The organism is Actinophytocola sp. (genome assembly GCF_036555685.1).
GTDB lineage: Bacteria > Actinomycetota > Actinomycetes > Mycobacteriales > Pseudonocardiaceae > Actinophytocola.
Genome location: NZ_DATBKY010000113.1, coordinates 1 through 25,091, shown reverse-complemented (window position 1 = coordinate 25,091; position 25,091 = coordinate 1). Strand labels below are relative to the sequence as shown.

Genomic DNA, 25,091 nt, shown 5'->3' with positions numbered 1-25,091 from the left:
TCACACCCGATCAGGTGCGCGGTTCCCGGACCGGTGGTGTCGTACCGGAAGGCGACGCGGGCTCGGCCGGCGACGGCTCGGCCGGCGACGGCTCGGCCGGCGCCGCGGGTGTCGCTCTCGGACCGGTGGCCGGCGACGGCTCGACGGGGGCCGCGGGAGTCGGCGTCGGTTCGGCGACTGGCGGCGGCCCGACCGGCGGCGCGGGCGCCGCTCCGGTGGCCGGCGGCTCGACGGGCGCCGTGCGGGTGGGCGCCGGCCCGGTGGGCACCGCGATTCCGGTGGGCGGTGTCGGGGTCCCGGCCGGCTCGCCGGCCGCGGGACCGGTGGGCGCCGGCGGCCATGCCGGCGCGGCGGTTCCGGCGGGCGGGGGCCATGCGGGGGCGGGACCGGTGGGCGCGGGACCGGTCCGCGGCGCGTACGGCGGTCCGGTCGGGAACTGGACCCGGCGCGGCCTGGTGGCCACCAGCAGGGCGATCGCCACGAGGATCAGCACGACCCCGCCGATCAGCAGGCCGAGCGACAGCCCGAACATGCCGCTGAGGCCGACACCGACGGACAGCTGCGAGTCCACCCCGGCCGCGCCGTCCGCGTTCATCAGGACCACGCGGTAGTTGCCGTCCTGCGCCGCCCAGCTCAGGTCGACCCCGCCGGTCCCGGTCGCGGACGCCACCCAGAAGTCCTGCTCGGTCGGCGGCGGGGCCGTCGTCCGGATGCCGTCGCGCCGCGCGAGGGTCAGCACGTACGGGTTCAGCTCGAAGTCCGTGGCCTGGTCGATCTCGACCCCGGCGAGGTAGCGGTCGACGTCGGCGACCCGCCCGATGCCGACGAAGAGCCCGCTCGCGTTCCCGCCGTCGGCCGAGAAGTTCACCTCCGGCGTGCCGAGCACGTCGGCCATCTCGGAGGTGGCCCGGATCGCCGCGACGTCGGTGATGACCGCCGCGGTGGGGCTTGCCACCGGGTGCTTCGCGGAGCTGACCTGGCCGTCGCTGCCGAACGTCACCATGAGCACGGTGCCGGCGAACGCCAGGCACGCACCGATGAGGATCAGGATCACCGCGGCCACGATGGCGAGGACCCGGCCCGGGCCGGCACCTCGCCGGCGGGGCGCCACGGCGGGTGGGTTGTTCGTGGTCATCGCGAGCTCCTCGATCCGCGGCACAGGTCGCTTCGCACGATGCGCCCGCCGCGACGGGACCGGCATCCGTGTGCTCACCGGTCGCCGGCTCACCGGTCGCCGGCTCACCGGTCGTCGAGGTCGAACCCGGCCAGCTCCGCGCGGGAGGCCAGGCCGAGCTTGGTGAACACCTTGTGCAGGTGGTACTCGACCGTGCGGCGGCTGAGGAACAGCCGCGCGGCGATCTCCGGGTTGCTCACGCCCTGCCCGGCGAAGGCGGCGATCTGGCGCTCCTGCGGGGTCAGCGTGCCGGGCGCGCCGACATCCCGGGTGTGCGCGGTCTCCCCGCTGGCCCGCAGCTCGGCCGCCGCACGCGCCGACCACGGCGCCGCGCCGGCCCGCTCGAAGCCCTCCAGCGCCGCGCGCAGGTGCACCCGCGACTCGCTGCGCCGCCGCGCCCGGCGCAGCGACTCCCCGAGCAGCAGCTCCGCCCGGGCGCGCTCCAGCGGCCGGTCGCCGCGCGGGTCGAGGTCCACCGCGGCGCGGAACGCCGTCGCCGGGTCCTCCCGGGCGAGCAGGCCGCGGCAGCGCAGCAGGGCCGCCTCCGGCACCGGCAGGCCACTGCCGGCGGCCCAGCGGGCGAGCACCGCCACCGCGGGCTCGCACTCCGCCGGCGCCCCCGCGCGCACCGCGGCCTCGACCAGGTCCGGGGTGGCCCACAGCCGGATCATCACGTGGTCGCCGCGGCCGCCGGGGCGAAGCGCGAGCAGGCGTTCGAACGCGTCGGCCGGGCGGCCCGCGCCGAGGTCGAGCAGGCCGAGCGCCCAGTCCGCGCCTGCCGCGACCACGCGCAGCCGCCGGGCCGCCGCGAGCTCGTGGGCGCGCTCTGCCGCGGACCGGCAGGCGTTCTCGTCGCCGGTCCACGCCGCCGCGAGCGCCAGGCTGATCAGCGCGATCCCGCTGTCCAGGCCGAGCGCGTCCGCGAGCCGCAACCCCTCGGTCGCGTGTGCCGTGGCGGCCGCCGGCCGGCCGCTGAGCATGTCGGCGAACGCGAGCCGGTCGAGCATCATCGGCAGCGCGCCGACCGCGCCCTCGGCTCTGGCCAGCGACACCGCGCGGCTGTAGCAGGCGTGCGCGGTGGCGACGTCGCCGAGATAGATCGCGGCCCGGCCCGCCCACAGCTGGTGTGTGGGGCTGTCCAGCGCGTGCACGCCCGTGACGGCGCCGGCGAGCAGGCGGGCGCCGGAGCTCCAGTCGTCCTGGCCGATGCGGGCCCAGCCGGACAGCAGCGCGAGCAGCTCCGGCACCTCCGCGCCGTCGCCGTTCCCCGTCTGCCGCCGCGCGAGCCGTTCCACTTCGGACGCCAGGGCAGGCTCGCCGAGGAGGGTGGCCGCCTCCCCCGCGTGCACCAGGGTCTCCAGCCGCGACCCGGGTTGCGCCGCGCTGCGCAGCAGCAGCCGGTACGCGGTGGCCGGCTGCCCGGAACGCAGCTCGACCATGCCGCGCAGGAACAGCAGCCGGGCGCGTACCTCCGCGGTCCCGGTGAACGGCTCGGCCTCGTCGAGCAGCGCGGGCACCCGGTGCCACTGCCCCGCCTGCCACGCGTCACCGGCGGCGGCGACGTACCGGGCGGCGCGGTCGGCGCCGACCGGGCTCAGCTCCGCCGCGCGCACCAGGGCGTCCGCCGCCGCGACCGCGCCGCCGCGCGCCCGGGCCCGGTTGGCCGAGGCCTCCAGCGCGCCGGCCAGCTCGGCGTCGGGTTCGATCGCGGCGGCGGCCAGGTGCCAGGCGCGCCGGTCGGCGTCGGCCGGGTCGGTCAGCACGTGTGCGAGCGCGGCGTGGACGGAGCGGCGGTCGAGGAAGGTGGCCCGGTGGTAGGTCGCCGAGCGGACCAGCGGATGCCGGAAGCGCAGCCGCCCGTCCCGCACCTGCACGAGGCCGGCCCGTTCGGTCTCGGCGAGCACGCCGTCCGCGATGTCGGCGAGCGCGGCCGCGCGCAGGACGGCCGCCAGGTCGCCGGTGCTCTCGGCCGCGGCGACGAGCAGGAAGTGCCGCGCGGGCGGGGAGAGCCGGTGCACGCGCGTGATGAACAGCTGCTCGACCTGGTCGCCGACAGCCAGCGGTACCGGCAGCGTCTCGCGGCCGGTCAGCTGCTCGCGGCTCAGCATCGCCGGCAGCTCCAGCAGGGCGAGCGGGTTGCCCGCCGTGCTGGCGACGAGGCTCGCGCAGACGTCGTCGGCGAGCCCGGGGGCGGTGTCCGCGAGCAGTGCGCGGGCGGCCGCCGCGTCCAGCCCCGGGACCCGCAGCTCCGCCAACCCGTCCGCACGGAACTCGCGGGTGTCGCCGTCGCGGGCCGCGAACACGAGGGCGACACCCTCGGCGTCGAGCCGGCGGGCGGCGAACACCAGTGCCTCGGCGGACGCGGCGTCGACCCAGTGCGCGTCGTCGACCACGCACAGCAGACCGGTGTCCGCCGCGACCTCGCCGAGCAGGGTGAGCAACGCGACCGCGACGAGGAACGGGTCGCTCCACCGGTCCGGGACGGTGCCGAACACGCCGCCCAGTGCGGCCGCCTGGGCCGGGGGCAGCATCGGCAGCCGGTCGCGCACGGGGTGGAGCAGCTGATGCAGTGTCGCGAACGGCACCGGAACCTCGGACTCGATGCCGGCGCACTGCAGCACCCGCATGCCGGTGGCCCGCCCGGCGGCGTATTCGCACAGGGCGGACTTGCCGACGCCCGGCTCCCCTCGAAGGACCAGCACTCCGCTCGACGAGCTGCGGGCCGCGGTCAGTAGGTCGTCCAACACGGCGCACTCGGCACCGCGGCCGTAGAGCACCAGGAGATCGTAACCCCGCGAAGGGCCCGGACCGGGCGCCAGCACTGTGGACCTCACGGATGTGCTCGTCGCGCGGACGGGAGGAGCGTGGTGCTCGCCGGACGGAGGACCGGGATGAAGGTCGCGCAGCTCGACGTCGTGGTCGTCGGCGCGGGTGTCGGCGGGATGGCGGCCGCGCTGCTGCTGGCACGCGCGGGCGCGTCGGTGACGTTGCTCGAGCGTGCCGTCGCCCCGGCCGCGGCCGGCGCCGGGATCCTGCTGCAACCCAACGGCCTCGCGGTGCTCACCGGCCTCGGCCTGGCCGACCCGCTCGAGCGCACCGGGCACCGAGTGCGGGCGAGCGTGGTGCACGGCGCGAACGGGTCGCCCGTCGCGACGCTCGCCGTGCCCGACTTCGGCGGCGGGCTCGACCACCTGCTGGCGCTCCGGCGCTCGCAGCTGTACGAGGTTCTGCTGACCGCCGTGTCGAAGACCCCCGCCATCGACTGCCGCCTCGGCGCGACCGCGAGGTCGGCCCGTCCCCACGGCTCCGTCGACCTGGAGTGGCTCGGCCGGCGGAGCACGATCGACGCGGACCTGGTCGTCGGCGCGGACGGCATCGGCTCGACGGTGCGCGCGGGCGGCGCGTTCGGCGCCCGCCCGGCCCGAACCGCCGGCACCTACCTTCGTGCCCTGGTACCACGGCGGGGCGCGGACATCGAGGGCGAGTACTGGACCACGCTGGGCCTGTTCGGCGGCGCGCCCGTCGACGCGGCCACCTGCTACTTCTACGGCTCGGTGTCGGCACCGCCGGTGGCGACCGCGATCGCCGCCGGCGACCTCGCCGCGTGCCGGGCCGCGTGGGCGCGCGTGCTGCCGGTCGCGGGCGAGCTCCTCGGCCGGGTCCACGCATTCTCCGACCTGCTGGTCAACCGCGCCGACCGGATCGACTGCCGCCGCTGGCACGACGGCCGGCTGGTGCTGCTCGGCGACGCGGCACACGCGATGGCACCGACGCTCGGGCAGGGGGCGAACAGCGCGCTGGTCGACGCCGCGGCGCTGACCGCGTCGCTCGCCGCGGCGGCCGCCGTGCCCGGCGCGCTCGATCGCTACACCCGGCGGCGGCGCCCGGCGGTCGTGCGGGTGCAGAACCGGGCGGAACGCCTCGCCCGGCTGTCGCGCCTGACCAACCCCGCGCTGACCGGCGTGCGGGACACGGGCCTGCGCACGCTGGGCCACCTGCCGGGCTCGGCGAGCCGCCTGGTGCGCGGCGCCCAGCAGGAGAACCCGGCCCGGCTGGCGGAGTTCGTCACGGCTCTGTCCGGTTAGGACCGAGTGCCGGCGTGCGCCGGGCCGGTTCCCATGGATCGTGCGCGGAGAGGACGGTGACGCCGTGCTCGTGGACGAGCGTGCGCAGCCGCGCCCGGGTCGCGAGCCGCGCGGGTTCGTCCGCCAGGGCGTCTCGCTGGACGAGGTCCAGCAGGGGGTGGCCGTGGGGCGCCACGCCGCCACCTGCCGGCACGAACTCCTCATCGAGTGCCCGGACTTCAAGCGCGCCGTTGGCCAGGCGCGGTCCTCAGTGGACAAAGGTCAGCCGGCGAGGCGGGCCGGCAGGCTCTCGTAGCCGCGCAGGATGCGGGTCTGCCGGTGCGTCGCGCCCGGAGTCAGGCGCAGCTTCGGGTAGCGGTCGAACAGCACCCGCAGGCCGACCTCGCCCTCCATGCGGGCAAGCGCGGCACCAAGGCAGTAGTGCCGGCCCGCGGAGAAGGAGATGTGCTCGCGCGCGTTCTCGCGGTGCACGTCGAACCGGCCGGGATCGGCGAAGACCTCCGGGTCGCGGTTGGCGCCCGCGAGGATCGTGGTCACCAGCGCGGCCTTCGGCACCGGCACGCCGGCCACCTCCGTGTCCCGCAGGCAGGTCCGGCCGGTCAGCAGCACCGGCGGGTCGGCGCGGAGGATCTCGTCGACCGCGTTCGGCCACAGCGACGGCTCGTCGGCGACCGCGCGCAGCTCGTCGGGATTGTCGTGCAGCAGGGCGATCCCGTTGCCCAGCAGGTTCACCGTCGTCTCGAAGCCGGCCGCGAGCACCAGGCCGGCCGTGGCACGCAGCTCGAGGTCCGTGAGACCGACGCCGTCCTCCCGCGCGGCGACGAGCCGGCTCAGCAGGTTGTCGCCCGGTTTCGACCGCAGCCGCTCGAGGTGTGCGGTGAGCCAGGCGTCGAACGCCACGAGCGCGCGCTCCACCGCGCGGAACTGCCGCCACGTCAGCCCCATGTCGAGGCTCGGCGCGGCGGCCGTGCCCAGCGTGAGCACCCGCCGCCGCTCCTGCGGCGGCACGCCGAGGATCTCCGCGATCACCGTGACGGGCAGCAGGCTGCAGTACGTCCGGGCGAGGTCGACCGGCTCGGCCGGGTCGAGGCCGTCGAGCAGCTCGTGCGCGATCTCCTCCGTGCGGGCACGGAGGTTCTCCACCGCCCGCACGGTGAACACCCGCGTCACGAGCTTGCGGTAGCGCGTGTGGTCCGGCGGCTCGGTGACCAAAAGGGACGGTGGCGCCATCGGGTGCAGCCCCTCGACCGACGACCACTCCGACAGGCGGCCCCACCACCCGGTGGCGTCCGGGACGATGCCGCTGCGGAAGTCGTTGCCGGTCAAGACTTCCCTGACCACGGCATGGCTCGCGGTCACGTAGGAGAACGCGCCCCTGACGAGCCGGCCCCGCCCGCGGATCTCGTCGAACAACCCGGTCAGCCCGACCGTCGGGGACACGCCTGCCTCGGCGAACAAGCGCGACTGCAGATCGCCCCGCCGCGCGGCGACGCGCAGCGCCGTGCGCGGCACCCCGTGCCCCAGCGCCCACCGGACCACCGGCTTCGCCCTGTCCTCGATGCGCATGCGGCCCCCTACCCGAGTGGTACTGGCACGTACCACACCATAGCCGCGGACGTCAGCGCTCGGCGCGTGGCTCGACGACGTCGACCACCTGCTCGCCGGCGACCAGCAACGTCGCGGCCGCGAGGCGAACCTTCGGCGACATGTTGGCCAGGGTCAGCCGCTCACCGCGCTCGCGCAGGAAGCCCGCGGTCACCTCGAAGGCACGCGTGCCGGCCGCGGACAGCACGGTCACCTCGCGGAGGTCCACCGTGCGCACGCCGTGCGCGGCGGCCGCGCTCAGCGCGGACCCGAACCGGACCGCGTTGCTCAAATCGATCTCGCCGCGCACGAGCAGCCGCTCGCCCGACAGGCGCGCGGACCACAGGACGTCGTCGACGCAGCGGTGGTGGACGCCGACGACCGCCTCGACCACGTCGGGCTGTTCCACCCGCAGGTCGTAGGAGCAGAGCACGTGCACACCGGGCTGCATGGCCAGCCGGTCCAGGTCGTGCTCGTGGGCTACGCGGTCGCCGGCCTCGGGGACCATGATCCGCTCGGCTTCCTCGTCCGCGGTGAGCACGATCTCGCGGTAACCGTCGTCGAACGCGCGCCCGACGAGGTCCTCGAACATCTGATGCAGGGCACGCGGCAGGCCGTCGGTCATCGTGCGGGCGCGGTGCGCGTCCACGATCTCGAGCTGCCCGGAGTCCTCGGCCGTGCCGGCGACCTCGCCGATGGCGTCGACGAGCCGGTTCGGATCGGCGGCCCGGTGGAGGACCTTGTCACCCCGGGACAGAGCGTCGACCACCCACGCGACCGTGTTCTCCCGGTGGCGAAGGCTCGACTGGTGCAGCACCAGCGCGTGCCGGGCGGGCGACCCGTCATCCATCGCGGACACGCTACTCGCCTCCGGACAGTCGCAGCGTGGCCCACACGACCTTGCCGCCGGCCGGTGTCGGGGCGCAGCCCCAGGCACGGGCGTAGGCGGCGACCAGTGCGAGGCCACCCCGGCGCTGTGCGGCCACGTCGCGCTCGACGAGCCGCACCGGCTCCGGGTCGTCGTCGTACACGGCAACGGTCAGCAGGTCGCGGCGCAGCTCCACCCGCAGCGACGGCGCGCAGTAGGTGTGCAGCAGGGTGTTCTCGACGAGCTCGGCGACGACGGCGACCGCCGTGTCGACATCCACGCGGACGCGCCACTCCGCGCAGATTTCACGCACGAAGTCGCGGGCGGCACCCGAGCTGGTGAGCGCGTTGGGCAGCCTGCGGCGGGCGATGCGCCGCAGCGGCGGATCGCCGATGGCCGCCACCGCCGCGCTCACCGACGTGTGCACGATGACGAAACGCGGCAGGTGGTACTCGCGGACCCGGGCCCGCTGGCCCTCGTTCTCGGCCGCGAGGAGCAGCGGTACGCCCGGCCACTGCGTGAGCTGGTCGCCGGCCGAGACGAACAGCGCGTACGCCGAGCCGTCCGGCACGTCGAGCCGGTCGAGGTCGACGATCACCGCCAGCGGCTCGTCGACCGCGATCTTCACGAGGGTGTCGCGCAGCGTGCGGTAGCTGCCCGCATCGAGCACGCCGCGCGGCTCGGCGACCACCGCGCCGAACAGGACGCGCTGGCCGATCTCGAGCCCTTGGCGGCGCACCAGCCGTGCTCCTCCTGCGACCCCACCGGCGTTGGTACCTCCAGTGTGTCACCCGGCTGGTGGGGCGACCAGTGGACTGTCCGACGCGGACCAACCGGCGTCCGCCACCGACCAGGCGCGGGAGCCGGCCGCGGCCGGTGCCCAGCTCGACGCCCGGCGCGCCGGCCCGCACCAGGTTTCACCCCGGCGGGTTCGGCACGACGACGTCGAGGGCGGCACCGCCGACGTCGACCGTCTGCACGTCGGCGAGGCCCGGCGGCGGCCCCGGGCGGAGCACCATCGCCTGCGCGGCGCCCGCGACCAGCCCGAGGGCCAGCACGGCGGCGCCGACGCGCGTGCTGATCGTGACCACCCGCCCTCGCGGGCGGGCGATGCCGAACCAGGCGATCGCGACCAGGCCGAGCACCACGCCGGTGTGCAGCTCCGTCGCGGTCCGCCCGGGCGGCGACGTGCCGAACCAGGCGGCGCCGAGCCGCAGCACCGCCACCACGGCCAGCGGCCAGAACACCCAGACGGCGCCCCGGCGGGCCGTCGCCACCCGTGGTGCGAACCGCGGGTCGCGGGAGAGTGCGAGGTACATCGGCAGCGCGAGCGCCGCCAGCAACACCGGCACGAGCTGTTCCCGCAGGTCCAGCCCACCGGAGAGCAGCAGCTCCAGTGTCGCCGCACCGGCCGCCGCGCCGACCACCCAGGCCACCGCCCGCCGGCTCGGCTCGGGCAGCGCCCACCGCAGCATCGCGAACCCGGCCACCGCCGGCACCGCGGCGAGCAGCGCGATCCGCAGCACGACCGGACCGATGTCGATGCCCAGGTCGAGATGACCGTGGTGCTCCCCCGCCGCGGGCCCGGCTCCGCCCCAGGTCACCGGCTCAGGCCGCGGCGGCGGCCGGTGCGGGCGTCACGCACGAGCACCGCATCAGGGCACGCTCCTCGGGGCGCGGCCGCAGGTGCAGGACCATCGCGACGACCATCGGCACGAAGACGATCGCGTTGTAGAACAGGTGCAGCTCGACCCGCGGGAACACGAGCTGGGCGATGCTGGTCGGCACCGGCTTGCCCAGCAGGTAGGCGCCGGTCATGGCCTGCACGAGCAGCAGCAGGTGCTCGAAGTGGTGCCAGACCTGGATCCACATCGCCGCGTTCCACCACGTCCGGCCGCGGCCGACGAACCCGTGTCGCAGCACGATGAAGGCCACCAGCATGACGATCGCGTACCCGTAGTGCAGCCACTCGGACTTGACCAGCCACGGGAAGGCCAGGCCCAGCAGGCCGCCCGCCTGCGGCCGTGGCCAGCCGAGTACGTAGATCTGGTAGGCCTGGACGAGGTGCTCCGCCCAGTGCCCGACCACCACGACCATGAACACCATCAGGGCCGCCTTGTGGTGGCGCGTGTTGAGCAGGCCGTCCGGGCCGAGCAGTCGCCGCGTACCGGCGGTCGTCGTCATGTGGGATGCGCTCCTCGGGAGTCAGGCCGCGACCGGCCTCGGCAGCTGCGGGAGGTGGAACATCTCGACGAAGTGGTCCAGCAGATCGGGGGAACCGGTGACGGTCACGTCGCCGGACTCGAGCGCGTCCGCCGGCGTGAGGTCCCCGTTCAGCAGCGCCTTCAGCTCGAGGCCGGCGTAGACGACGAGGTCCGCGTCCGATGTCGGCCCGCGGTGGAGCTCGAGGCGGCCGGCGTCGACGACGGTGTGCACGACGACGCCGCCGACGTGCAGCTCGACCGTCATCGTGACGTCCTTGGCGGCGTCTCGGTGGTACGTCGACTTCAGTGCGCTCAGCACGGCGTCCTCGGTGACGACGTCCTCCGGCCGCGGCGCGGCGAGCGCCATCGCCCCCCACCGGCCGAGCGCGAGCACGGTGTCCTCCAGGGCGCGCCCGTACTCGGTGAGCTCGTAGCGCCGCCCGGCACCCGATTCGCCGTGCGCGTCCGCGGCGTCCGCGCCGGCCGAACCGTCGACCGGCGTGATGACGCCGCTGAACGTCAGCTCCCTCAGGCGCATGGACAGCAAGCGGGCCGGAATCAACGGCAGCCCCCGGCTCAGTTCGGCCTCGGTCTTCGGACTCACGAGCAGGTCCCTGATGATCAGCAGGCCCCAGCGTTCGCCGACCATCTCGATAGCGCGGGAAAGACCACAGTACTGCCCATAGGTAGCCCGGGTCACGCTCTGCAACTCCGAAACGACGGTCTCCATGTTGCGTGGGTCCGAGCCGTTTGTGGTCAGACTGAACTGGTCACCGGAGATCGTGACGCCGTCCCCGTCCATGACGACCTTCCACGTCGACTCAGTCATTTGCGCAGCGTCCAATCTGTTCGCCTGGCACGAGCTCCTGCTGATACCGCGTGATCCGGACAGCGCCGCACGACTGGTTTCGAGGCCCGTGACGTCAGGATTCGACCGTGCGGACCCATCGTCGGACCGGACCCGCGCCCGGCGCATCTCCTGGTTTGCGCAAGGCCCGGCACGCTGCGATGAACCATTACAGCACGGCGGTTGCGAAGTGCCGTATTCGCCAGATCACGCCTGGTATTGCGCATTGTGAAACGCAATAGTCCATTCGCGCCATACCGGCTGGAACGTTGCGACGGTGTGGAACACTGAGCCGAGGCGGAACACAGAACCCGGCTGACCAGCCGGTGTGCAAGTTGCACGTGCGGGCGAGAGCGGCGCCGCAGTCTGGGGTCGTCGGGTTCCCGAGGACCCGCGAAGGGGAGAACTGTTGGCACTGCGTTTGTTGGGCCCTCTGGAACTTTCGGTCGACGGCAGAACGAGAGACCTCGGCGGGACCAGGCAACGCATCGTGATCGCCATGCTGGCGCTCAACGCCAATCGGGTTACTCCGGTCGAGCAGCTCATCGACGCCGTGTGGTACATCTCGCCGCCGACCACCGCCCGGGCACAGATCCAGATCTGCATCTCCGGGTTGCGCCGCGCGCTGGCCGGGGCACCGATGACGATCGCCACCCGGCCCCCCGGATACGTCCTGGAGGTGGCCGACGCCGAGCTGGACACGCATCAGTTCGCCAACCTGGTGCGGTCCGCGCGGACCCACGTCGACGAGGACCGCATCTCCGAGGCTGTCGCCACGCTGCGCAGCGCGCTCGGCCTGTGGCGCGGTCCGGCCCTGGCCGGGATCGAGAGCGAGCCGCTGCGGCGGGAGGCGGCGCAGCTGGAGGACGCCCGGCTCGCCGCGATCATGGAACGGGTGCGGCTCGACCTCGCGCTCGGCCGGCACGAGGAGGTCGTCGGCGAGCTGACCGTGCTGGTCAAGGAGCACCCGCTGCGGGAGCGGCTGTACGAGTACCTGATGCTCGCGCTGTACCGGTCGGGCCGGCAGGCCGAGGCGCTCGAGGCGTGCCGGCTGGCTCGCACCACGCTGGTCGACGAGCTCGGCATCGAACCTGGACAGAGCATCCGCCGCCTGGAGACGGCGATACTCAACCGCGACCCCGAGCTCGATCTCCCGTCGACCGGGCCGAGCGGCGGGATGCAGGGCGGGACCGCGGCCGGCCTCGCCCAGTCGGCGGTGCCGCGGCGATTACCGGCCACGATCGCGGACTTCACCGGCCGGGACGACCAGCTGGACGAGATCGTCCGGGCGCTGTCCGACGACTCCCCGCGCGAGCGCTACGGGATGCGGATCGTCGCCATCTCCGGCAAGGGTGGCGTGGGCAAGTCCACCATCGCCGTGCGGGCCGCGCACGAGCTGCGCGACGTGTACCCGGACGGTCACCTCTACGGCGACCTCGGGGCGGCCGAGGGCGAGGACCGCGTGCGGGGCGTGCTGAACAGGTTCCTGCGCGCGCTGGGCGTGGACGGTTCCGCACTGCCGGAGGACGACGACGAGCGCACCGACCTGTACCGCAGCCGGATGGCGAGCAAGCGGGTGCTGGTCGTGCTGGACGGCGCGACCAGCGAGGACCAGGTCATACCGCTGCTGCCGGCCGGTCCCGGCTGTGCGCTGATCGTCACCAGCCGGACGCCGCTGAGCGGGCTGCCGGGCGCCCACCCGGTCGACATCGACGTGTTCGACGTCGACGGCTCGCTGGAGATGCTGAGCAAGATCGTGGGCGCGCAACGGGTCGCCGGCGAGAAGGCCGCCGCGGTCGAGCTGGTCAGCCTGTGCGGCGGGCTGCCGCTCGCGATCCGCATCGCGGGGGCGCGGCTCGCCTCGCGCCCGCACTGGCGCATCGACGTCCTGGTCGCGCGCCTGCGCAACACCGTGCGCCGGCTCGACGAGCTGTCCTACCGGGGGCTCGGGCTGCGCTCCAACATCAACCTGAGCTACCGCGACCTCTCCGAGGTCGAGCAGGCCCTCTTCCGGCGTTTCGCCCTGATCAGCACGGCCGACTTCCCCGGCTGGACCGCCGCCGCCCTGCTGGACATGGACCCGTTCGACGCGGCCGAGGTCGTCGAAGGCCTGGTCGAGGCGCAGCTCGTGGACACGGTTCAGTACCCAGGCGAGCGGCTGCGCTACCGCATGCACGACCTGATCCGGGTGTTCGCGGCCGAGCGGCTGACCGAGGAGGAGCCTGCGGACGAGCGTGCCGATGCCGCCGAGCGCCTGCTCGGCGCCTGGATGGCGGGTGCGGAGCGGGCCCACCGCAAGGAGTTCGGCGGCGACTACACGATCCTGCACAGCTCGGTGCCGCGCTGGTCGTCGAGCGACGAGCTGGACGAGTTCGACGACTCGATCGAGTGGCTCGAGTCCGAACGCCGCTCGCTCGTGGCCGCCGTGCACCTCGCCGCGGAGACCGGCAACACCGAGCTGTGCTGGGACCTGGCACTGACGCTGGTCACGCTGTTCGAGGTGAAGGGCCACTTCGACGACTGGCGGGAGACCGCGCAAGTCGCGCTGGCCGCCACCGAGCAGGCCGGCGACCGGCGCGGCCAGGCGGCGATGCTGTACTCGCTGGGCTCGCTGCACATGAACCAGCGGCGGCTCGGCGAGGCGGCGCCGTGCTTCGCGCGGGCGCTGGAGCTTTTCGAGGCCGAGGGGGACGAGCACGGCGCGGCGCTGGTGCTGCGCAGCTCCGCGATGGTGAACCGGCTGCGCAACCGGAACGCGGAAATGCTGTCGCAGTACGAGGCGGCGCTGGCGAAGATGCGCGCCGTCGGCGACCACGTCGGCGAGGCGCACACCCTGCAGGGCCTCGCCAAGGCATGGATCGACGAGGGTGACGTCGAGCGGGCCAAGGGCATGCTGGAGGTCGCGCTGGAATGCTTCCGCCGGGTGGGCTGGCTGCGGGGTGAGGCGCAGGTGCTGAACCGCTTCGCCGAGCTGCACCTGCTCAGCAACCGGGTGGAGGAGGCGCACCGGGCGCTGAACCGGGTGCTGCTGATCGTGCGCGACATGGGCGACCACATCGGCGAGGCGCACGCGCTGTACCGGCTGGGCGTGGTCCGGCAGCGGACCGGCCGGCTGGACAACGCGGAGGTCACCCTGCAGCACGCGTTGTCCGTGGCGCGCCAGGCCGGCGAGCGCGTGATCGAGGGGCAGACGCTCCACGCGCTGGGCGAGATCGCGCTGGCCCGCGGCCAGACGGCGGCCGGTGCCGACCACGTCGAGGAGGCGCTGCGGCTGTTCACGGAGCTGGGCTCGACGGTCTGGCACGCGAAAACCCTGCTCCTGCGCTCCGACATCCACCAGGGCCGCGGAGCCACCGACCTGGCCGTCGACGACATCGAGCAGGGCATCGAGCTGCTCGGCGAGGTCGGCTCGGCGGAAGCGGCGCGCCTGCGCGAGGAGCTGGCAGCCAACCACCGCGCGCTGCTCGACGGCAACGCCGCGACCGGTGGCGACCGGCGCCGGTTCGACTGACGAAACGCGGCCGCCCGCCTGGGCTGCCTGAGGGCGGCCCGGCGGGCGACGAGGTGCAGTTGTCTCAACAGGCCCGGCGTATTCGTGCCTTTTGCCGGCAGAACCGTCCGACACGCTAGCCGGAAACCGCGCTGAACAACGGGCACACTCAATTCGCGGCCGTGGCGGAAACGACCGGGTTCGGCGAACCCCAGGGACCGTCGGCGAGGATATTGCTCGGCGAACCCCACGGACCGTCGGCGACGATATTGTTGTTCGGCGCGCCCCAGGGGCCGTCGGCGGCGGCATTTCCGGCCGGCACGGTGACGACGATTCCGACGATCCCGATGAACAGACCTGCGGCGGACACGACGAACTTGCGCATGGCGGACACGGCGATGCCTCCGTTGTTTCTTGGCTTTCGTTTCTGCGGGAACCCGCTCGAGAACGAGTCAACGATGGCTCGCCTTTAGTTGACCCTCGCGCGCTTTAATCGGCGCTATCCAAAGGCGATAGCGCCTGGATAGGGCGCCGGTAGGGAAAGCGGGGAACGTGACGCGCACAGCGCGCAGGTGAGTAAGGGGCAGCCATGAGCGAGCAGCTCATTCAGCTCGGGAGCGACGACGTACGACGGGCGATCGGTGCGATGGACCCCGTCGCCACGGTCGCCGAGGACCTCATCGGCCGGACCATCGCCCCCGCCGGTGCCGAGCGACGGTTACCGGGCCGGCTGGTGCCCTGGACCGGGACACCCCGCCACGAGCCCGACGCGCTGGCGTTGGAGCCGGCACCGGGCCTGATGACCTGCATCGTCCCGGCCGCCAGCCTGCGGCTGGTCCGGTCGGCCGCGCTCGCCGCGCTCGCCGCCCGTGAGCTCATGGTGCCGGGCGGTGTCACGGTGGCACTCGTCGGCATGGCCGCCGCGGTCCAGCCGCATCTCGCGGTGATCGCGCGGCACATGCCGGACATCAGCCACGTCGCCGTCCACCTCGCGGACGTGGACGAGGCCGGACACGCCGCCGCGATCCCGCCCGAGCAGGTCGACCAGCTGGAGCTCAGCGGTATCCGGCTCACGGTCGCCGGCTCGCCGGCCGACGCGGTGTTCGGGGCCAACCTGGTCATCGTCGCCGGCCACGGCCCCGCGCGGGAGTACCTGGACGCGCTGCGCCTTGGGCAGTTCGCCCGCGGGGCGGTGCTGGTCAACGCAACCGGCCACGACCTGCCGAGAGAGCTGGTCGACCGGGTCGACGACGTCTACGTCGACGACCTGGGCCTGCTCGCGGCCCACAGCGGCCGGTACGTGGTCGCCGCCCACGTCGCGGCGGCGAGCGAGGACCGCGGCGTGGCCTACGGCCGCGAGCCCCGCATCGTCGGCGACCTCGGCCTGCTGCTGACCGGCGGGATCGGTCAGCGGCGGCGCGTGGACGGAATCGTCCTGGTAGAACTACTAGGAGTCACCGAGCTCAGCACCGAGCTGGCCGATCGGATCTGCGAAGCCGCGAGGCAGGCCGGGCTCGGATCGCTACTGGGGAAGCAGGAGTGAGCACCATGCGGACAAGCGGACCCGAGCCGAGCCGCAACATGCTGCACTGCATGAGCCGGCGCCACGACGGCGAGCCGGTGCCCGCGCCGGTGGCGCCGGGCCTGCGGCTGTGCGCCACCTGCCGGGATCATGTGGAGGCGGAGCTGGTCGACCTGCCGGTTCTGTTCGAGGTGTGCGCCGACATGCTCGATCCCAGGCCGCACTGGATCCGCGAGCGGGTGAGCGGCAATGCCCCGCACGGCATCGTGCTGCGCGACGCGGTGGTCAAGGTCCGGTCGGAGATTCTCGGCGTGCTTGCCTCCTGGTGCGGGCTCGTGGCCGGCGAGCGTGGGGTCACCGGCCCCGACGTGCTCGACATCCGCACGCTGGCCCGGTTCCTCGCGGTACACGTGCAGTGGCTGTGCGCACATCCGGCGGCGCCCGACCTGGTGAACGAGCTGACCGACCTGGCGAAAGCCGTGGACGAGGCGCTGCGGCCAAGCGGCGGCTTCCGCGTGACGGTCGGCAGCTGCCCGCGGCCGGGTTGCGGCCGGCCGGTACACGCCGAGGCCCATCGCGAGGGCGGCGAGCCCTACGAGGTCTGCTGCGAGGCGGGACATCTCTGGACCCCGGACCAATGGTTGTTGTTGTGGGGCCAGCAAGCCGGCGGGGCACGCGACCGCGGCTCCTCGCCATCTTCCGCGGAGAGTGCGGAATGACCTGATTTCGCGCTCGAATATGCGCCGATTTTGCTCCCCGGGAAAATTCCCGACCGAGGAGCAAATTCGGCGTATTAGCATAGCGGAAATAAATCTTCTCGATTTGAGGTTGACAACCCCTAGATCAACTGTCACGCTTTTCTTGGGCCCAGTGCGCCCTTTTTAGGACGAGGGCGCCACCGAAGCCGGAATGCCCATCCGCGAATCTTCGCGGATGGGCATTTTTCCTGCACTCTCATCGAAAAGTGGTTATTACTCATGGACATCGAAATCAAGGTTCTCGGGCCCCTGGAAGTCTCCGTCGGCGGAGTGTCGATCGTGCCGACCGCGAACAAGCCGAGCCAGCTGCTCGCGATGCTGGCGATCAACGCCGGCCACGTGGTGACCGTCAACGCACTCACCGAGGAGATCTGGGACTACCGACCGCCCCGCAGCGGGGTGCCCACGCTGCACACCTACATCCTGAAGTTACGTCGCAAGCTGCAACAGGCGCTGGCCGGCCAGCCCGGGGTCAGCTCGAAGGACATCCTGCTCACCCGCCGCTCCGGCTACGTGCTCGACGTCGAGCCCGACATCGTCGACGCGGTGCGCTACGACCGGCTGTCCGCCGCGGGCCGGGCCGCGGTCAACGAGGGTGACTCGGAGACCGCCTCACGCATGCTCGGCGAGGCGCTGGAACTGTGGCGCGGGCCGGCTTTCGTCGACGTGCCGGCCGGCCCGCAGCTGGCCATCGAGTCGATGCGACTGGAGGAGAACCGGCTGTCCGACCTGCACCTGCGGATCGCCGCCGACCTGCGACTGGGCCGCCACTATCAGCTGCTCGGCGAGCTCGCCACGCTGTGCGCGCGTCACCCGCTGCTGGAGAACTTCTGCGCGCAGCACATGATGGCGCTCTACCGCTCGGGGCGGCAGAGCCAGGCTCTCGAGGCCTACCGCCGGCTGCGCGCGAGCATGGTGGAACAGCTGGGGGTCGAGCCGTCCGCGCGGGTGCGCCGGCTGCACAACGCGATCCTGACCGGCCACGCCGCGATGGACGACCCCAAGTTCGTCTACAGCGCGTAGCTGCCCACGACGGCCCACGGCGGCCCACTGCGGCTTACCGGCCGAACGTGGGCCGGGGCCGGCATGGGCTGATTGCAGCAATCGGCAACATTCCGTCGTGGGTTATTTACAGGCAGCTCCAGCGAAGGCACAGTGGAAGACTGGCCCGAAGACGGGGGGCAAACCGTGCTGGTGTTACGACTGCTCGGGCCACTTACTTTAGCCGTGGGCGGCGAGCAACGCGATCTCGGCGGCACCCGGCAGCGGGTGGTGCTCGCGATGCTCGCGCTCAACGCCAACCGCCTGGTTCCGATCGAGCAGTGCATCGACGCGATCTGGGCCACGGCGCCGCCGACCACGGCACGCGCGCAGATCCAGATCTGCGTGTCGGGGTTGCGCAGGGTGCTCGCCGATGCCGGCGGCACCGCACGGATCCGCACCTGCCCACCCGGATACGTGCTCGAGATCCCGGAGACCAGCCTCGACGTGGCCCAGTTCGACGGCCTGGTGGCCGCCGCACGGGTCCACGTCGCGGCGGGCCGCATCTCCGAGGCGGTCGCCACGCTGCGCAGTGCGCTGTCGCTGTGGCGCGGCGCGGCGCTGGCCGACATGGGGTCCGAGCTGCTTCGCCACGGTGCGGCCCGGCTCGAGGAGGCGCGGGTGGGCGCGATCATGGAACGGATCCGCCTCGACCTCGCGCTCGGCCGGCGCGCCGAGGTCGTCGACGAGCTGTTCGCACTGGTCAGGCAGCATCCATTACGGGAGCGGCTCTACGAGTACCTGATGCTCGCGCTGTACCGGTCCGGACGCCAGGCCGATGCGCTCGAGGTATGCCGGCAGGCGCGTGTCACGTTCCTGGCCGAGCTCGGGATCGAGCTCGGCCAGAGCGTGCGCCGGCTCGAGACCGCGATCCTCGACCAGGATCCCGAGCTCGACGTCGCGGTGGTCGGCATCGACGCCGTGGCCGCGGCGGGCATGGACGCGCAACAGTCCGTCGTGCCGCGCGGGCTGCCGGCGAGCATCGCGGACTTCACCGGCCGGCACTCGCAGCTGGCCGAGATCAAGCGTGCGCTCGACGGCGACGGCCGACGGCCGGGCGGCTACGGCGTGCGCATCGTCGCGATCTCCGGCAAGGGCGGCGTCGGCAAGTCGACCCTCGCCGTGCGGGCCGCGCACGAGCTGCGTGACGGCTACCCCGACGGCCACCTCTACGGCGATCTCGCGTCCCCCGACGGCGAGGACCGCACGCGCAACCTGCTCGCCCGCTTCCTGCACGCCTTCGGCATCGCGGGCAGCGCCCTGCCCGACGACGACGAGGAGCGCCGCGAGCTGTACCGCAGCCGCGTGGCCGACAAGAAGGTGCTGGTGGTGCTGGACGGCGCCACGGACGAGGACCAGGTGCTCCCCCTGCTGCCGGCCGGGCCGGAGTGCGCGGTGATCGTGACCAGCCGGGCGCGGCTGTCCGGCCTGCCCGGCGCACACCGGATCGACGTCGACGTGTTCGACGTGAACCGCTCCCTGGAGCTGCTCACGACGATCGTCGGCCCGGCCCGGCTGCAGGCCGAGCCGGAGGCGGCACTCGAGCTGGTCAACTTGTGTGGTGGGCTCCCCCTGGCCATCCGGATCGCCGGCGCCCGGCTCGCCTCGCGCCGGCACTGGCGCATCGACGTGCTGGTCGCCCGGCTGCGCAACACCGTGCGGCGGCTGGACGAGCTGTCCTACCGCGGCCTCGTGCTGCGGTCCACCTTCGGCCTGAGCTACCGGGCGCTGCCCGCCGTCGCGCAGCGGCTGTTCCGCCGGTGCGCACTGGTCACGTCCCCCGACTTCCCGGCGTGGACGGCCGCCGCGCTGCTCGACACGACACCCTTCGAGGCCATCGAGGTGGTGGAGAGCCTCGTCGAGGCGCAGTTGCTGGACACCGTGCAGTACCCGGGCGAACGGCTGCGCTACCGCTTCCACGACCTGATCCGGGTGTTCGCCGACGAGTGCCTGGCCGCCGAGGAGACCGAAGCCGAGCGCACCGCGACGGTCGAGCGGCTGGTTGGCGCCTGGCTGGCCCGGGCCGAGCACGCCCACCGCAAGGAGCTCGGCGGCGACTACACGATCCTGCACGGCACCGCGCCGCGCTGGCCCGCCGGACCGGAGCTGGAAGAGGCCGACGAGATGGGCGACCACATGGACTGGCTGGAGACCGAGCGCCGCTCGCTCGTGTCGGCCGTCCATCTCGCCGCCGACTACGGCATGGCCGAGGCATGCTGGGACCTCGCGCTCACCTCGGTGACGCTCTTCGAGGTGAAGGGCCAGTTCGACGACTGGCGGGACACCGCCGAACGCGCCCTCGCCGTCGCGGACACGGCCGGCAACATGCGTGGCCGCGCAGCGGTGCTGTACTCGCTCGGCGCGATGCACTCGCACCAGACCCGGCTCAACGAAGCCAGGTGTTGTTTCGCCGACGCGCTGGAGATCTTCGAGGCCGTGGGCGACGAGCACGGCTACGCGCTCGCGCTGCGCAACTCCGCGACCATCGACCGCCTGCTCGACGGCAACGCGACGATCATGGCGAAGTACGCCGTGGCGCTGCGGAAGATACGCGCGGTCGGCGACCACGTCGGCGAGGCCTACATCCTGCAGAACATGGCCAAGGTATGCCTCGACGAGGGAGACGCCGACCATGCACGGGTCCTGCTCGAGGCCGCGCTCGAGCGCTGCCGGCAGGTCGGTTACCTGCGCGGTGAGGCGCAGGTGCTGAACCGGTTCGCCGAGCTGCACCTGTTCGTCAACCAGGCGGAGCAGGCACACCAGGCGCTGAACCGGGTGCTGCTGACCGTCCGGGACATCGGCGACCGCATCGGCGAGGCGCACGCGCTCTTCCGGCTCGGCGTGGTACGCCAGCGCTCCGGGCGGCTGGACAACGCCGAGACCACCCTGCAGCACGCGCTTGCCCTCGCCCAGCAGGTCGGCGAACGCATGGTGGCGGGCAACGCGCACCACGCGCTGGCCGAGATCGCGCTGGCCCGCGGTCACGAAAGCGCCGGCGCGGACCACGTCGGCGCGGCCATCGAGCTGTTCGCCGAGCTCGGTTCGACCATGTGCCGGGCCAAGGCACTGATCCTCCGGTCGGACATCCACCTGGGCCGGGGCGAGGACGCGCCGGCCGCCCGCGACCTGGACGAGGCCATCGAGCTGCTCCACACGATGAACTCCGCGGCGGCCGTCCGGTTGCGCGGCGAGCTGCTGCGCGACCGCGGCGGCGCCGTCCTTCGCTGAACGCCGGCGGGCGGCAGGCCGTACTCCCCGCGGAACCGCCTGCCGCCCAGCCCCTCCAGCTACCGGCCGGCCATCAGGCGCACGGCACGTGCCAGTCGTTGTCGCACGTCACGACGGGCGCCTGGGCGCCGGCGGCCGCGGCGGCGGGCACGGACATCGCGGACAGCCCGACCAACAGGGCGATTACGGACACGGCAATTCTTCGCACGACGAACATTGGAAAGCCTCCGAGACATGGATTCGAGTTCGTTTGGCAGCGGGCCCCGCTCGAGTGCCAGTCAACAACGGCTTGCCTTCGGTTGACATTCGTTCGATCCGGGGCCGCTATCGTCCGGCGATAGCGAGTCGATAGAGCTTCGGTAGGGCGCTCCGCGAGATTGACGTAATGACTCGGACGGAACCACTCCCGATGACCGGAACGGTTCTGCAGCTGGGCTCCCGCGAGGTGTGGCGAGCGCTCGACGTGATCGACCCGGTCGCGACGATGGCCGAGTTCCTGATCGACCGCACCGTCGGCCGCGCGGGACACGACAGCCGCTCACGCGGCCGGCTCATCTCGTGGAGCGACACCGCAAGCAACGGCACCGGTCTCGTCCTGCTCGACCACCCCGACGTCACGGGCACCTGCGTCCTGCCGGCCGAGACCCTCCGTAGCTCACAGGCAGTCGTGCTGGCCGCCGTCGCCGCCCGCGAGATGCTGGTTTCCGGCGGTGTCACGATGGCCGTGATCGGCCCGCCCGCCGACACCGAGCCACAGCTCTCGGTGCTGGCCCGGCACGTGCCGGACATCAGCCATGTCGCCGTGTGCAGCGACCGTCCAGATCTCGACGAGGTGGGGGCGGAGACCGCCGAGCAGCTCGAGAAGTCCGGCATCGGCCTGTCGGTCGTATCCACCGTCGCAGACGCGGTGTTCGGGGCCAACCTCGTCGTCACCACCGACCACTCCCGTTTCGCGAAGGGCCTCGCCGGCCTGCGGATCGGCAACCTTGCTCGTGGTGCATTGCTGGTGAACGCGTCGGGCACCGACCTGCCGGCGGAGCTCGTCGACCACGTGGACGAGGTCTACGTCGACGACCTCGGACTGGTCGACCACCATCCCGACCGCCATGTCGTCGCCACCAGTCTCGCCGCCCGGGCCGCGGGCACCGCGACCGGACGCCTAGGCATCGAGCCCCGGATCGCTGGCGACCTCGTCCAGTTGCTGACCGGCCGGCACGCCGACCGGCGGCGCTCGGGCGACATCGTGCTGATGGAGCTGCTCGGGGGGCACGAGCTCAACGCCGACCTCGCCTACCGGATCTACGAGGTCGCCGCACACACCAGCCTCGGTGTCCGGATCGCCAACTGAACGGACCCACCTCGCACGCGACTGGAGCGATCGTCATGATGAGCCAGAGGAACGGCCGCGCCCGCCGGACGGTCCCCACGCAGCTGGCCGCAATGCTCGCCGGCGTCACCGAGCCCACCATCCGCAAGTGGGCGAGCCGGGGCAAGCTCACTCGCTACGGCCGGCCCGGCCGCGCCGAGTATGACATCGCCGAGCTCTACGAACTGGTCGTCGAATCGAGGAGCCCCGGCACCATGTGACGGTTCCGTCATTCTGCCGAATTCGAAACCGCCGCCACCCGGTGCGGCGCGTTGTTGCATTTCTCCGACAATTTTCCAGTCATTGTGCGCGCATTCGCCGCGGCGTCTCCATGCTCGCTCGAGCCCTGGTTGACATGGCCTTGAACATCTGTCACGCTTTTTCCGGGACTCGCGCGCCCAAAAACATCTGGCGCGAGCGATCTGCACAAGAATTGCCCATCCGGCCACAGCTGGATGGGCAATTCGTCATGTCACGAAGCACGGGAAAAGGTTCCGTCATGCGAGTTGAGATCAAGGTTCTCGGTCCGCTGGAGGTATCCGTCGGCGGTGTCCCGATCGTGCTCACGGCGAGCAAACCCAGCCAGGCGCTGGCCATGCTCGCGCTCAACGCCGGCCGTGTCGTCACCATGAACGCGCTCACCGAGGAGATCTGGGACCGCGAGCCGCCACGCAGCGGGTTGCCGACCCTGCACACGTACATCCTGAAGTTACGCAGAAAGCTGGACGCCGCCCTGGCCGGAAACGGGGCGCGCACCGCGAAGGACGTGCTCGTCACGCGCCGCTCGGGCTACCTGCTCGACCTCGAGCCCGGTGACGTCGACGCGGTCCGCTACGAGCAGCTGTCCGCGGCCGGGCGCCGGGCGGTCAACGCCGGTGACCACGAACGCGCGTCGGTGACGCTCGGCGAGGGCCTGAACCTGTGGCGCGGCGCAGCGCTCGCCGACGTGGCGACCGGCCCGCAGCTCGCCATCGAGGCCGTGCGGCTGAACGAGAACCGGCTCGGGGACCTGCACCTGCGGATCGAGGCCGACCTGCGCCTCGGCCGCCACCACCAGCTGCTCGGCGAGCTCGCGACACTGTGCGCGCGGCATCCGCTGCTGGAGAACTTCTGCGCCCAGCAGATGGTGGCGCTGTGCCGCTCGGGCCGGCAGAGCCAGGCGCTGGAGGCCTACCGGCGGCTGCGGGCGGACATGACCGACCAGCTGGGCGTCGAGCCGTCACACCGGTTGCGCCGCCTGCACCACGGGATCCTGACCGGGCAGGCCGTGATCGACGACCCGGAGTTCGTCTTCAACCGGTGAGCTACGCGTCCAGCAGGCGGTTCAGGCCGGCGTATCCGGTGTCCTTCAACCGCTGCCCGGACTTCGCGAAGTACTCCGGTCCCGCGGTGATGCCGTGCCCCTCGACCATCCGGTTCATGAAGTTGAACAGGGCGCACACCATGACCGCGAAGTGCAGCGCCTCCTCGTCCCAGCCGGCGGCGAGCACCTCCTCGGCGTCGGCCCGGGTGATCGCCGCCGGGGTGCGGGTGAGCTTGCCGGCGTAGCGCAGTACCGGCCGCATCCGCTCCGGCACCGGAGCGGTGTCCAGGTCGGCGACCGCCGCCGGCGCCGCACCCTCGGCGATGCCGCACACTTCGGCCGTCACCGCGTGCACGCCGTGGCAGTAGCCGCAGGAGTTGACGCCGGACACGTACGCCGCGATCAGCTCGCGCTCGGCGACCGTGAAGGGCGCCGGCCCGCGCATGACGACCTCGTGGTAGTCCAGCAGCGGCCGGGACGTCCGCGGGTGGAGCTTGAAGACGTCCATCAGGACGGCGTCGTCAGGAAGGGAGCTCAGGTAGGACAACGTGCGCCTCCGCGGTCTGGGTGATCTCCTCGGGCCGCAACCAGCATGCGGTCAGGTAGACCCGCTCCGCAGCGCCGTCCGTGCGCAGCTGCGGGGCCACGTCGGCACCCCCGGCGAGCGCGTGGGCGGCGTCCGCCCACAACCGGCGCAGCGCCGCCGAGCGCGGTCGCGGCCGCAGGTTCGCCGCGGCGAAACCCTGGCACGCGACCTGCCAGCGCCGCGCACCGGCGGCGACGGCGTCGCCGAAGGTGAGGTCCTGCCGCACGCCGTGGCGCAGCTGGTCGACGACCATCGTCACGGTGGCCGGATGCTCGGCGGGACCGCGGCAGGCCACGCCCAGCCCGGCGAGCAACCGGTCGGCGCCGAGCCCCATGAGCAGGATGCCGATCTCGGTGTCGGGATCGGCGTCGACCGCGGGCAGCGAGAAGACGGTGTCGAGCTCGTCAGACATGAGCCACCGCCTCGTCCCGGACGCGCGCGGCGATCGCCGAGGCGATCCGCGCGGTGGCGACCCGGTGCCCGTCGAGGTTGCGTCCCGCCGGGCCGAGCACCATGCCCGCGGCCGCACCGGCCGCGAACACCCGCGGCGCGCGGCTGTAGGTGAGCGTGCGCTCGTCGAGGTCCGGCCAGCCGTCACGAGCGCCGACCACCTCGCCCGGCAGCAGCCCCGCGCCGATCGACGGCACCGTGCCGAGCGCGAGCACGACATGGTCGCCGGCCACCGTCGCACCGTCCGCGAGCTCGACGCCCGCGCCGGACACCCCGCGGATCCCGGTCCCGCGGTGCACGGTGAGCCTGCCGTCGTCCTCGGCCGCGTGCAGCAGCGGACGGAACTCGAACATCACCGACGCCCGCCGCTCACGGGCCAGCAACGCGAGCCGGTCGGCCCACGACACCGGCTGCCGCCGGCTGTCGAAGCGGGCCCGGCCCTCGGCGCGGAAGAAGGAGGCGTTCACGTCCGAGCACTGGTACCGCTCGGCGGCCGCGCGCAGCACCCATGCCACGCGCGCACCACGCGAGAGCGCGCCGTGGACGAGATGCGCGGCGGTCAGCCCGGCGCCGACGACCACGACG

General features: G+C 72.9%; 22 protein-coding genes and 1 pseudogene. 9 read left to right on the top strand and 14 right to left on the bottom strand.

What is annotated here, in order from left to right; translation table 11 throughout:
- Positions 1–10: 10 nt before the first annotated feature.
- Positions 11–1,135 (bottom strand): hypothetical protein, encoded by a 1,125-nt coding sequence (locus tag VH969_RS12105; protein ID WP_331973801.1) that lies wholly within the window; start codon positions 1,133–1,135, stop codon positions 11–13.
- 104 nt (positions 1,136–1,239) lie between these two features.
- Positions 1,240–3,951 (bottom strand): AAA family ATPase, encoded by a 2,712-nt coding sequence (locus VH969_RS12100; RefSeq protein ID WP_331973800.1) that lies wholly within the window; start codon positions 3,949–3,951, stop codon positions 1,240–1,242.
- Between the two features lie 114 nt (positions 3,952–4,065).
- Here VH969_RS12100 and VH969_RS12095 point away from each other — a divergent pair, with 114 nt between their 5' ends.
- Positions 4,066–5,259: an FAD-dependent oxidoreductase gene (locus VH969_RS12095; protein WP_331973799.1), complete on the top strand. Its 1,194-nt coding sequence runs from the start codon at positions 4,066–4,068 to the stop codon at positions 5,257–5,259.
- Here VH969_RS12095 and VH969_RS12090 read toward each other — a convergent pair.
- From VH969_RS12090 to VH969_RS12060, 7 genes are all read right to left on the bottom strand, one after another.
- Complete coding sequence (locus tag VH969_RS12090; protein WP_331973798.1) at positions 5,240–5,452, bottom strand: hypothetical protein; 213 nt, start codon at positions 5,450–5,452, stop codon at positions 5,240–5,242. The two genes, VH969_RS12095 and VH969_RS12090, sit on opposite strands and share 20 nt — an antisense overlap.
- Before the next feature lie 68 nt (positions 5,453–5,520).
- Positions 5,521–6,825, bottom strand: coding sequence for a cytochrome P450 (locus tag VH969_RS12085; protein WP_331973797.1), 1,305 nt, complete (start codon positions 6,823–6,825; stop codon positions 5,521–5,523).
- Positions 6,826–6,877: 52 nt separating this feature from the next.
- Positions 6,878–7,693, bottom strand: a complete 816-nt coding sequence (locus VH969_RS12080; protein WP_331973796.1) for an MEDS domain-containing protein — start codon at positions 7,691–7,693, stop codon at positions 6,878–6,880.
- Between the two features lie 10 nt (positions 7,694–7,703).
- A complete protein-coding gene (locus tag VH969_RS12075) occupies positions 7,704–8,450 on the bottom strand; it encodes an ATP-binding protein (protein ID WP_331973795.1) in 747 nt (248 codons plus the stop codon).
- Between the two features lie 178 nt (positions 8,451–8,628).
- Positions 8,629–9,315: a DUF6239 family natural product biosynthesis protein gene (locus VH969_RS12070; RefSeq protein ID WP_331973794.1), complete on the bottom strand. Its 687-nt coding sequence runs from the start codon at positions 9,313–9,315 to the stop codon at positions 8,629–8,631.
- A gap of 4 nt (positions 9,316–9,319) precedes the next feature.
- On the bottom strand, positions 9,320–9,895 hold the full coding sequence (locus VH969_RS12065) for a hypothetical protein (protein WP_331973793.1): 576 nt from the start codon (positions 9,893–9,895) through the stop codon (positions 9,320–9,322).
- Positions 9,896–9,916: 21 nt separating this feature from the next.
- The gene (locus VH969_RS12060; RefSeq protein WP_331973792.1) at positions 9,917–10,744 is read right to left on the bottom strand and encodes a winged helix-turn-helix transcriptional regulator; all 828 of its coding nucleotides are present in this window, start codon (positions 10,742–10,744) and stop codon (positions 9,917–9,919) included.
- 508 nt (positions 10,745–11,252) lie between these two features.
- Here VH969_RS12060 and VH969_RS12055 point away from each other — a divergent pair.
- A complete protein-coding gene (locus VH969_RS12055) occupies positions 11,253–14,273 on the top strand; it encodes an AfsR/SARP family transcriptional regulator (protein WP_331973791.1) in 3,021 nt (1,006 codons plus the stop codon).
- Between the two features lie 148 nt (positions 14,274–14,421).
- Here the strand turns inward: VH969_RS12055 and VH969_RS12050 are convergent, their stop codons facing one another.
- Positions 14,422–14,637, bottom strand: coding sequence for a hypothetical protein (locus VH969_RS12050; protein ID WP_331973790.1), 216 nt, complete (start codon positions 14,635–14,637; stop codon positions 14,422–14,424).
- A 204-nt stretch (positions 14,638–14,841) separates the two neighbouring features.
- On the opposite strand from VH969_RS12050, the gene VH969_RS12045 reads away from it, so the two are divergent.
- The 4 genes from VH969_RS12045 to VH969_RS12030 all read left to right on the top strand — a co-directional run bounded on the left by VH969_RS12045 (position 14,842) and on the right by VH969_RS12030 (position 20,801).
- Positions 14,842–15,795: a hypothetical protein gene (locus tag VH969_RS12045; RefSeq protein WP_331973789.1), complete on the top strand. Its 954-nt coding sequence runs from the start codon at positions 14,842–14,844 to the stop codon at positions 15,793–15,795.
- 5 nt (positions 15,796–15,800) lie between these two features.
- Positions 15,801–16,493, top strand: a complete 693-nt coding sequence (locus VH969_RS12040) for a hypothetical protein (RefSeq protein ID WP_331973788.1) — start codon at positions 15,801–15,803, stop codon at positions 16,491–16,493.
- A 258-nt stretch (positions 16,494–16,751) separates the two neighbouring features.
- On the top strand, positions 16,752–17,555 hold the full coding sequence (locus VH969_RS12035; protein ID WP_331973787.1) for an AfsR/SARP family transcriptional regulator: 804 nt from the start codon (positions 16,752–16,754) through the stop codon (positions 17,553–17,555).
- 204 nt (positions 17,556–17,759) lie between these two features.
- The gene (locus VH969_RS12030; RefSeq protein ID WP_331973786.1) at positions 17,760–20,801 is read left to right on the top strand and encodes an AfsR/SARP family transcriptional regulator; all 3,042 of its coding nucleotides are present in this window, start codon (positions 17,760–17,762) and stop codon (positions 20,799–20,801) included.
- 73 nt (positions 20,802–20,874) lie between these two features.
- Here the strand turns inward: VH969_RS12030 and VH969_RS12025 are convergent, their stop codons facing one another.
- Positions 20,875–21,009: a hypothetical protein gene (locus tag VH969_RS12025; protein ID WP_331973785.1), complete on the bottom strand. Its 135-nt coding sequence runs from the start codon at positions 21,007–21,009 to the stop codon at positions 20,875–20,877.
- 201 nt (positions 21,010–21,210) lie between these two features.
- On the opposite strand from VH969_RS12025, the gene VH969_RS12020 reads away from it, so the two are divergent.
- From VH969_RS12020 to VH969_RS12010, 3 genes are all read left to right on the top strand, one after another.
- Positions 21,211–22,149 (top strand): hypothetical protein, encoded by a 939-nt coding sequence (locus VH969_RS12020; RefSeq protein WP_331973784.1) that lies wholly within the window; start codon positions 21,211–21,213, stop codon positions 22,147–22,149.
- A 35-nt stretch (positions 22,150–22,184) separates the two neighbouring features.
- Positions 22,185–22,388 (top strand): transcriptional regulator, encoded by a 204-nt coding sequence (locus VH969_RS12015; protein ID WP_331973783.1) that lies wholly within the window; start codon positions 22,185–22,187, stop codon positions 22,386–22,388.
- A gap of 278 nt (positions 22,389–22,666) precedes the next feature.
- On the top strand, positions 22,667–23,470 hold the full coding sequence (locus VH969_RS12010; RefSeq protein ID WP_331973782.1) for an AfsR/SARP family transcriptional regulator: 804 nt from the start codon (positions 22,667–22,669) through the stop codon (positions 23,468–23,470).
- A gap of 1 nt (position 23,471) precedes the next feature.
- Here VH969_RS12010 and VH969_RS12005 read toward each other — a convergent pair whose 3' ends face one another.
- The 3 genes and pseudogenes from VH969_RS12005 to VH969_RS11995 form a co-directional block, all read right to left on the bottom strand.
- Positions 23,472–24,017: a carboxymuconolactone decarboxylase family protein gene (locus VH969_RS12005; protein ID WP_331973781.1), complete on the bottom strand. Its 546-nt coding sequence runs from the start codon at positions 24,015–24,017 to the stop codon at positions 23,472–23,474.
- On the bottom strand, positions 23,992–24,468 hold the full coding sequence (locus tag VH969_RS12000; RefSeq protein ID WP_331973780.1) for a DUF6187 family protein: 477 nt from the start codon (positions 24,466–24,468) through the stop codon (positions 23,992–23,994). The genes VH969_RS12005 and VH969_RS12000 overlap by 26 nt, the downstream gene beginning before the upstream one ends.
- Positions 24,461–25,091: pseudogene (locus tag VH969_RS11995) on the bottom strand (hypothetical protein); the annotation flags it as partial. The gene VH969_RS12000 and the pseudogene VH969_RS11995, both read right to left, overlap by 8 nt.

Bases quoted from the DNA above. Each gene is read 5' to 3' on its own strand.
- VH969_RS12105 (WP_331973801.1), bottom strand. From the start codon at position 1,135: ATGACCACGAACAACCCACCCGCCGTGGCGCCCCGCCGGCGAGGTGCC.
- VH969_RS12095 (WP_331973799.1), top strand. From the start codon at position 4,066: ATGAAGGTCGCGCAGCTCGACGTCGTGGTCGTCGGCGCGGGTGTCGGC.
- VH969_RS12085 (WP_331973797.1), bottom strand. From the start codon at position 6,825: ATGCGCATCGAGGACAGGGCGAAGCCGGTGGTCCGGTGGGCGCTGGGG.
- VH969_RS12080 (WP_331973796.1), bottom strand. From the start codon at position 7,693: ATGGATGACGGGTCGCCCGCCCGGCACGCGCTGGTGCTGCACCAGTCG.
- VH969_RS12065 (WP_331973793.1), bottom strand. From the start codon at position 9,895: ATGACGACGACCGCCGGTACGCGGCGACTGCTCGGCCCGGACGGCCTG.
- VH969_RS12060 (WP_331973792.1), bottom strand. From the start codon at position 10,744: ATGACTGAGTCGACGTGGAAGGTCGTCATGGACGGGGACGGCGTCACG.
- VH969_RS12050 (WP_331973790.1), bottom strand. From the start codon at position 14,637: ATGCGCAAGTTCGTCGTGTCCGCCGCAGGTCTGTTCATCGGGATCGTC.
- VH969_RS12045 (WP_331973789.1), top strand. From the start codon at position 14,842: ATGAGCGAGCAGCTCATTCAGCTCGGGAGCGACGACGTACGACGGGCG.
- VH969_RS12040 (WP_331973788.1), top strand. From the start codon at position 15,801: ATGCGGACAAGCGGACCCGAGCCGAGCCGCAACATGCTGCACTGCATG.
- VH969_RS12035 (WP_331973787.1), top strand. From the start codon at position 16,752: ATGGACATCGAAATCAAGGTTCTCGGGCCCCTGGAAGTCTCCGTCGGC.
- VH969_RS12020 (WP_331973784.1), top strand. From the start codon at position 21,211: ATGACCGGAACGGTTCTGCAGCTGGGCTCCCGCGAGGTGTGGCGAGCG.
- VH969_RS12015 (WP_331973783.1), top strand. From the start codon at position 22,185: ATGATGAGCCAGAGGAACGGCCGCGCCCGCCGGACGGTCCCCACGCAG.
- VH969_RS12010 (WP_331973782.1), top strand. From the start codon at position 22,667: ATGCGAGTTGAGATCAAGGTTCTCGGTCCGCTGGAGGTATCCGTCGGC.
- VH969_RS12000 (WP_331973780.1), bottom strand. From the start codon at position 24,468: ATGTCTGACGAGCTCGACACCGTCTTCTCGCTGCCCGCGGTCGACGCC.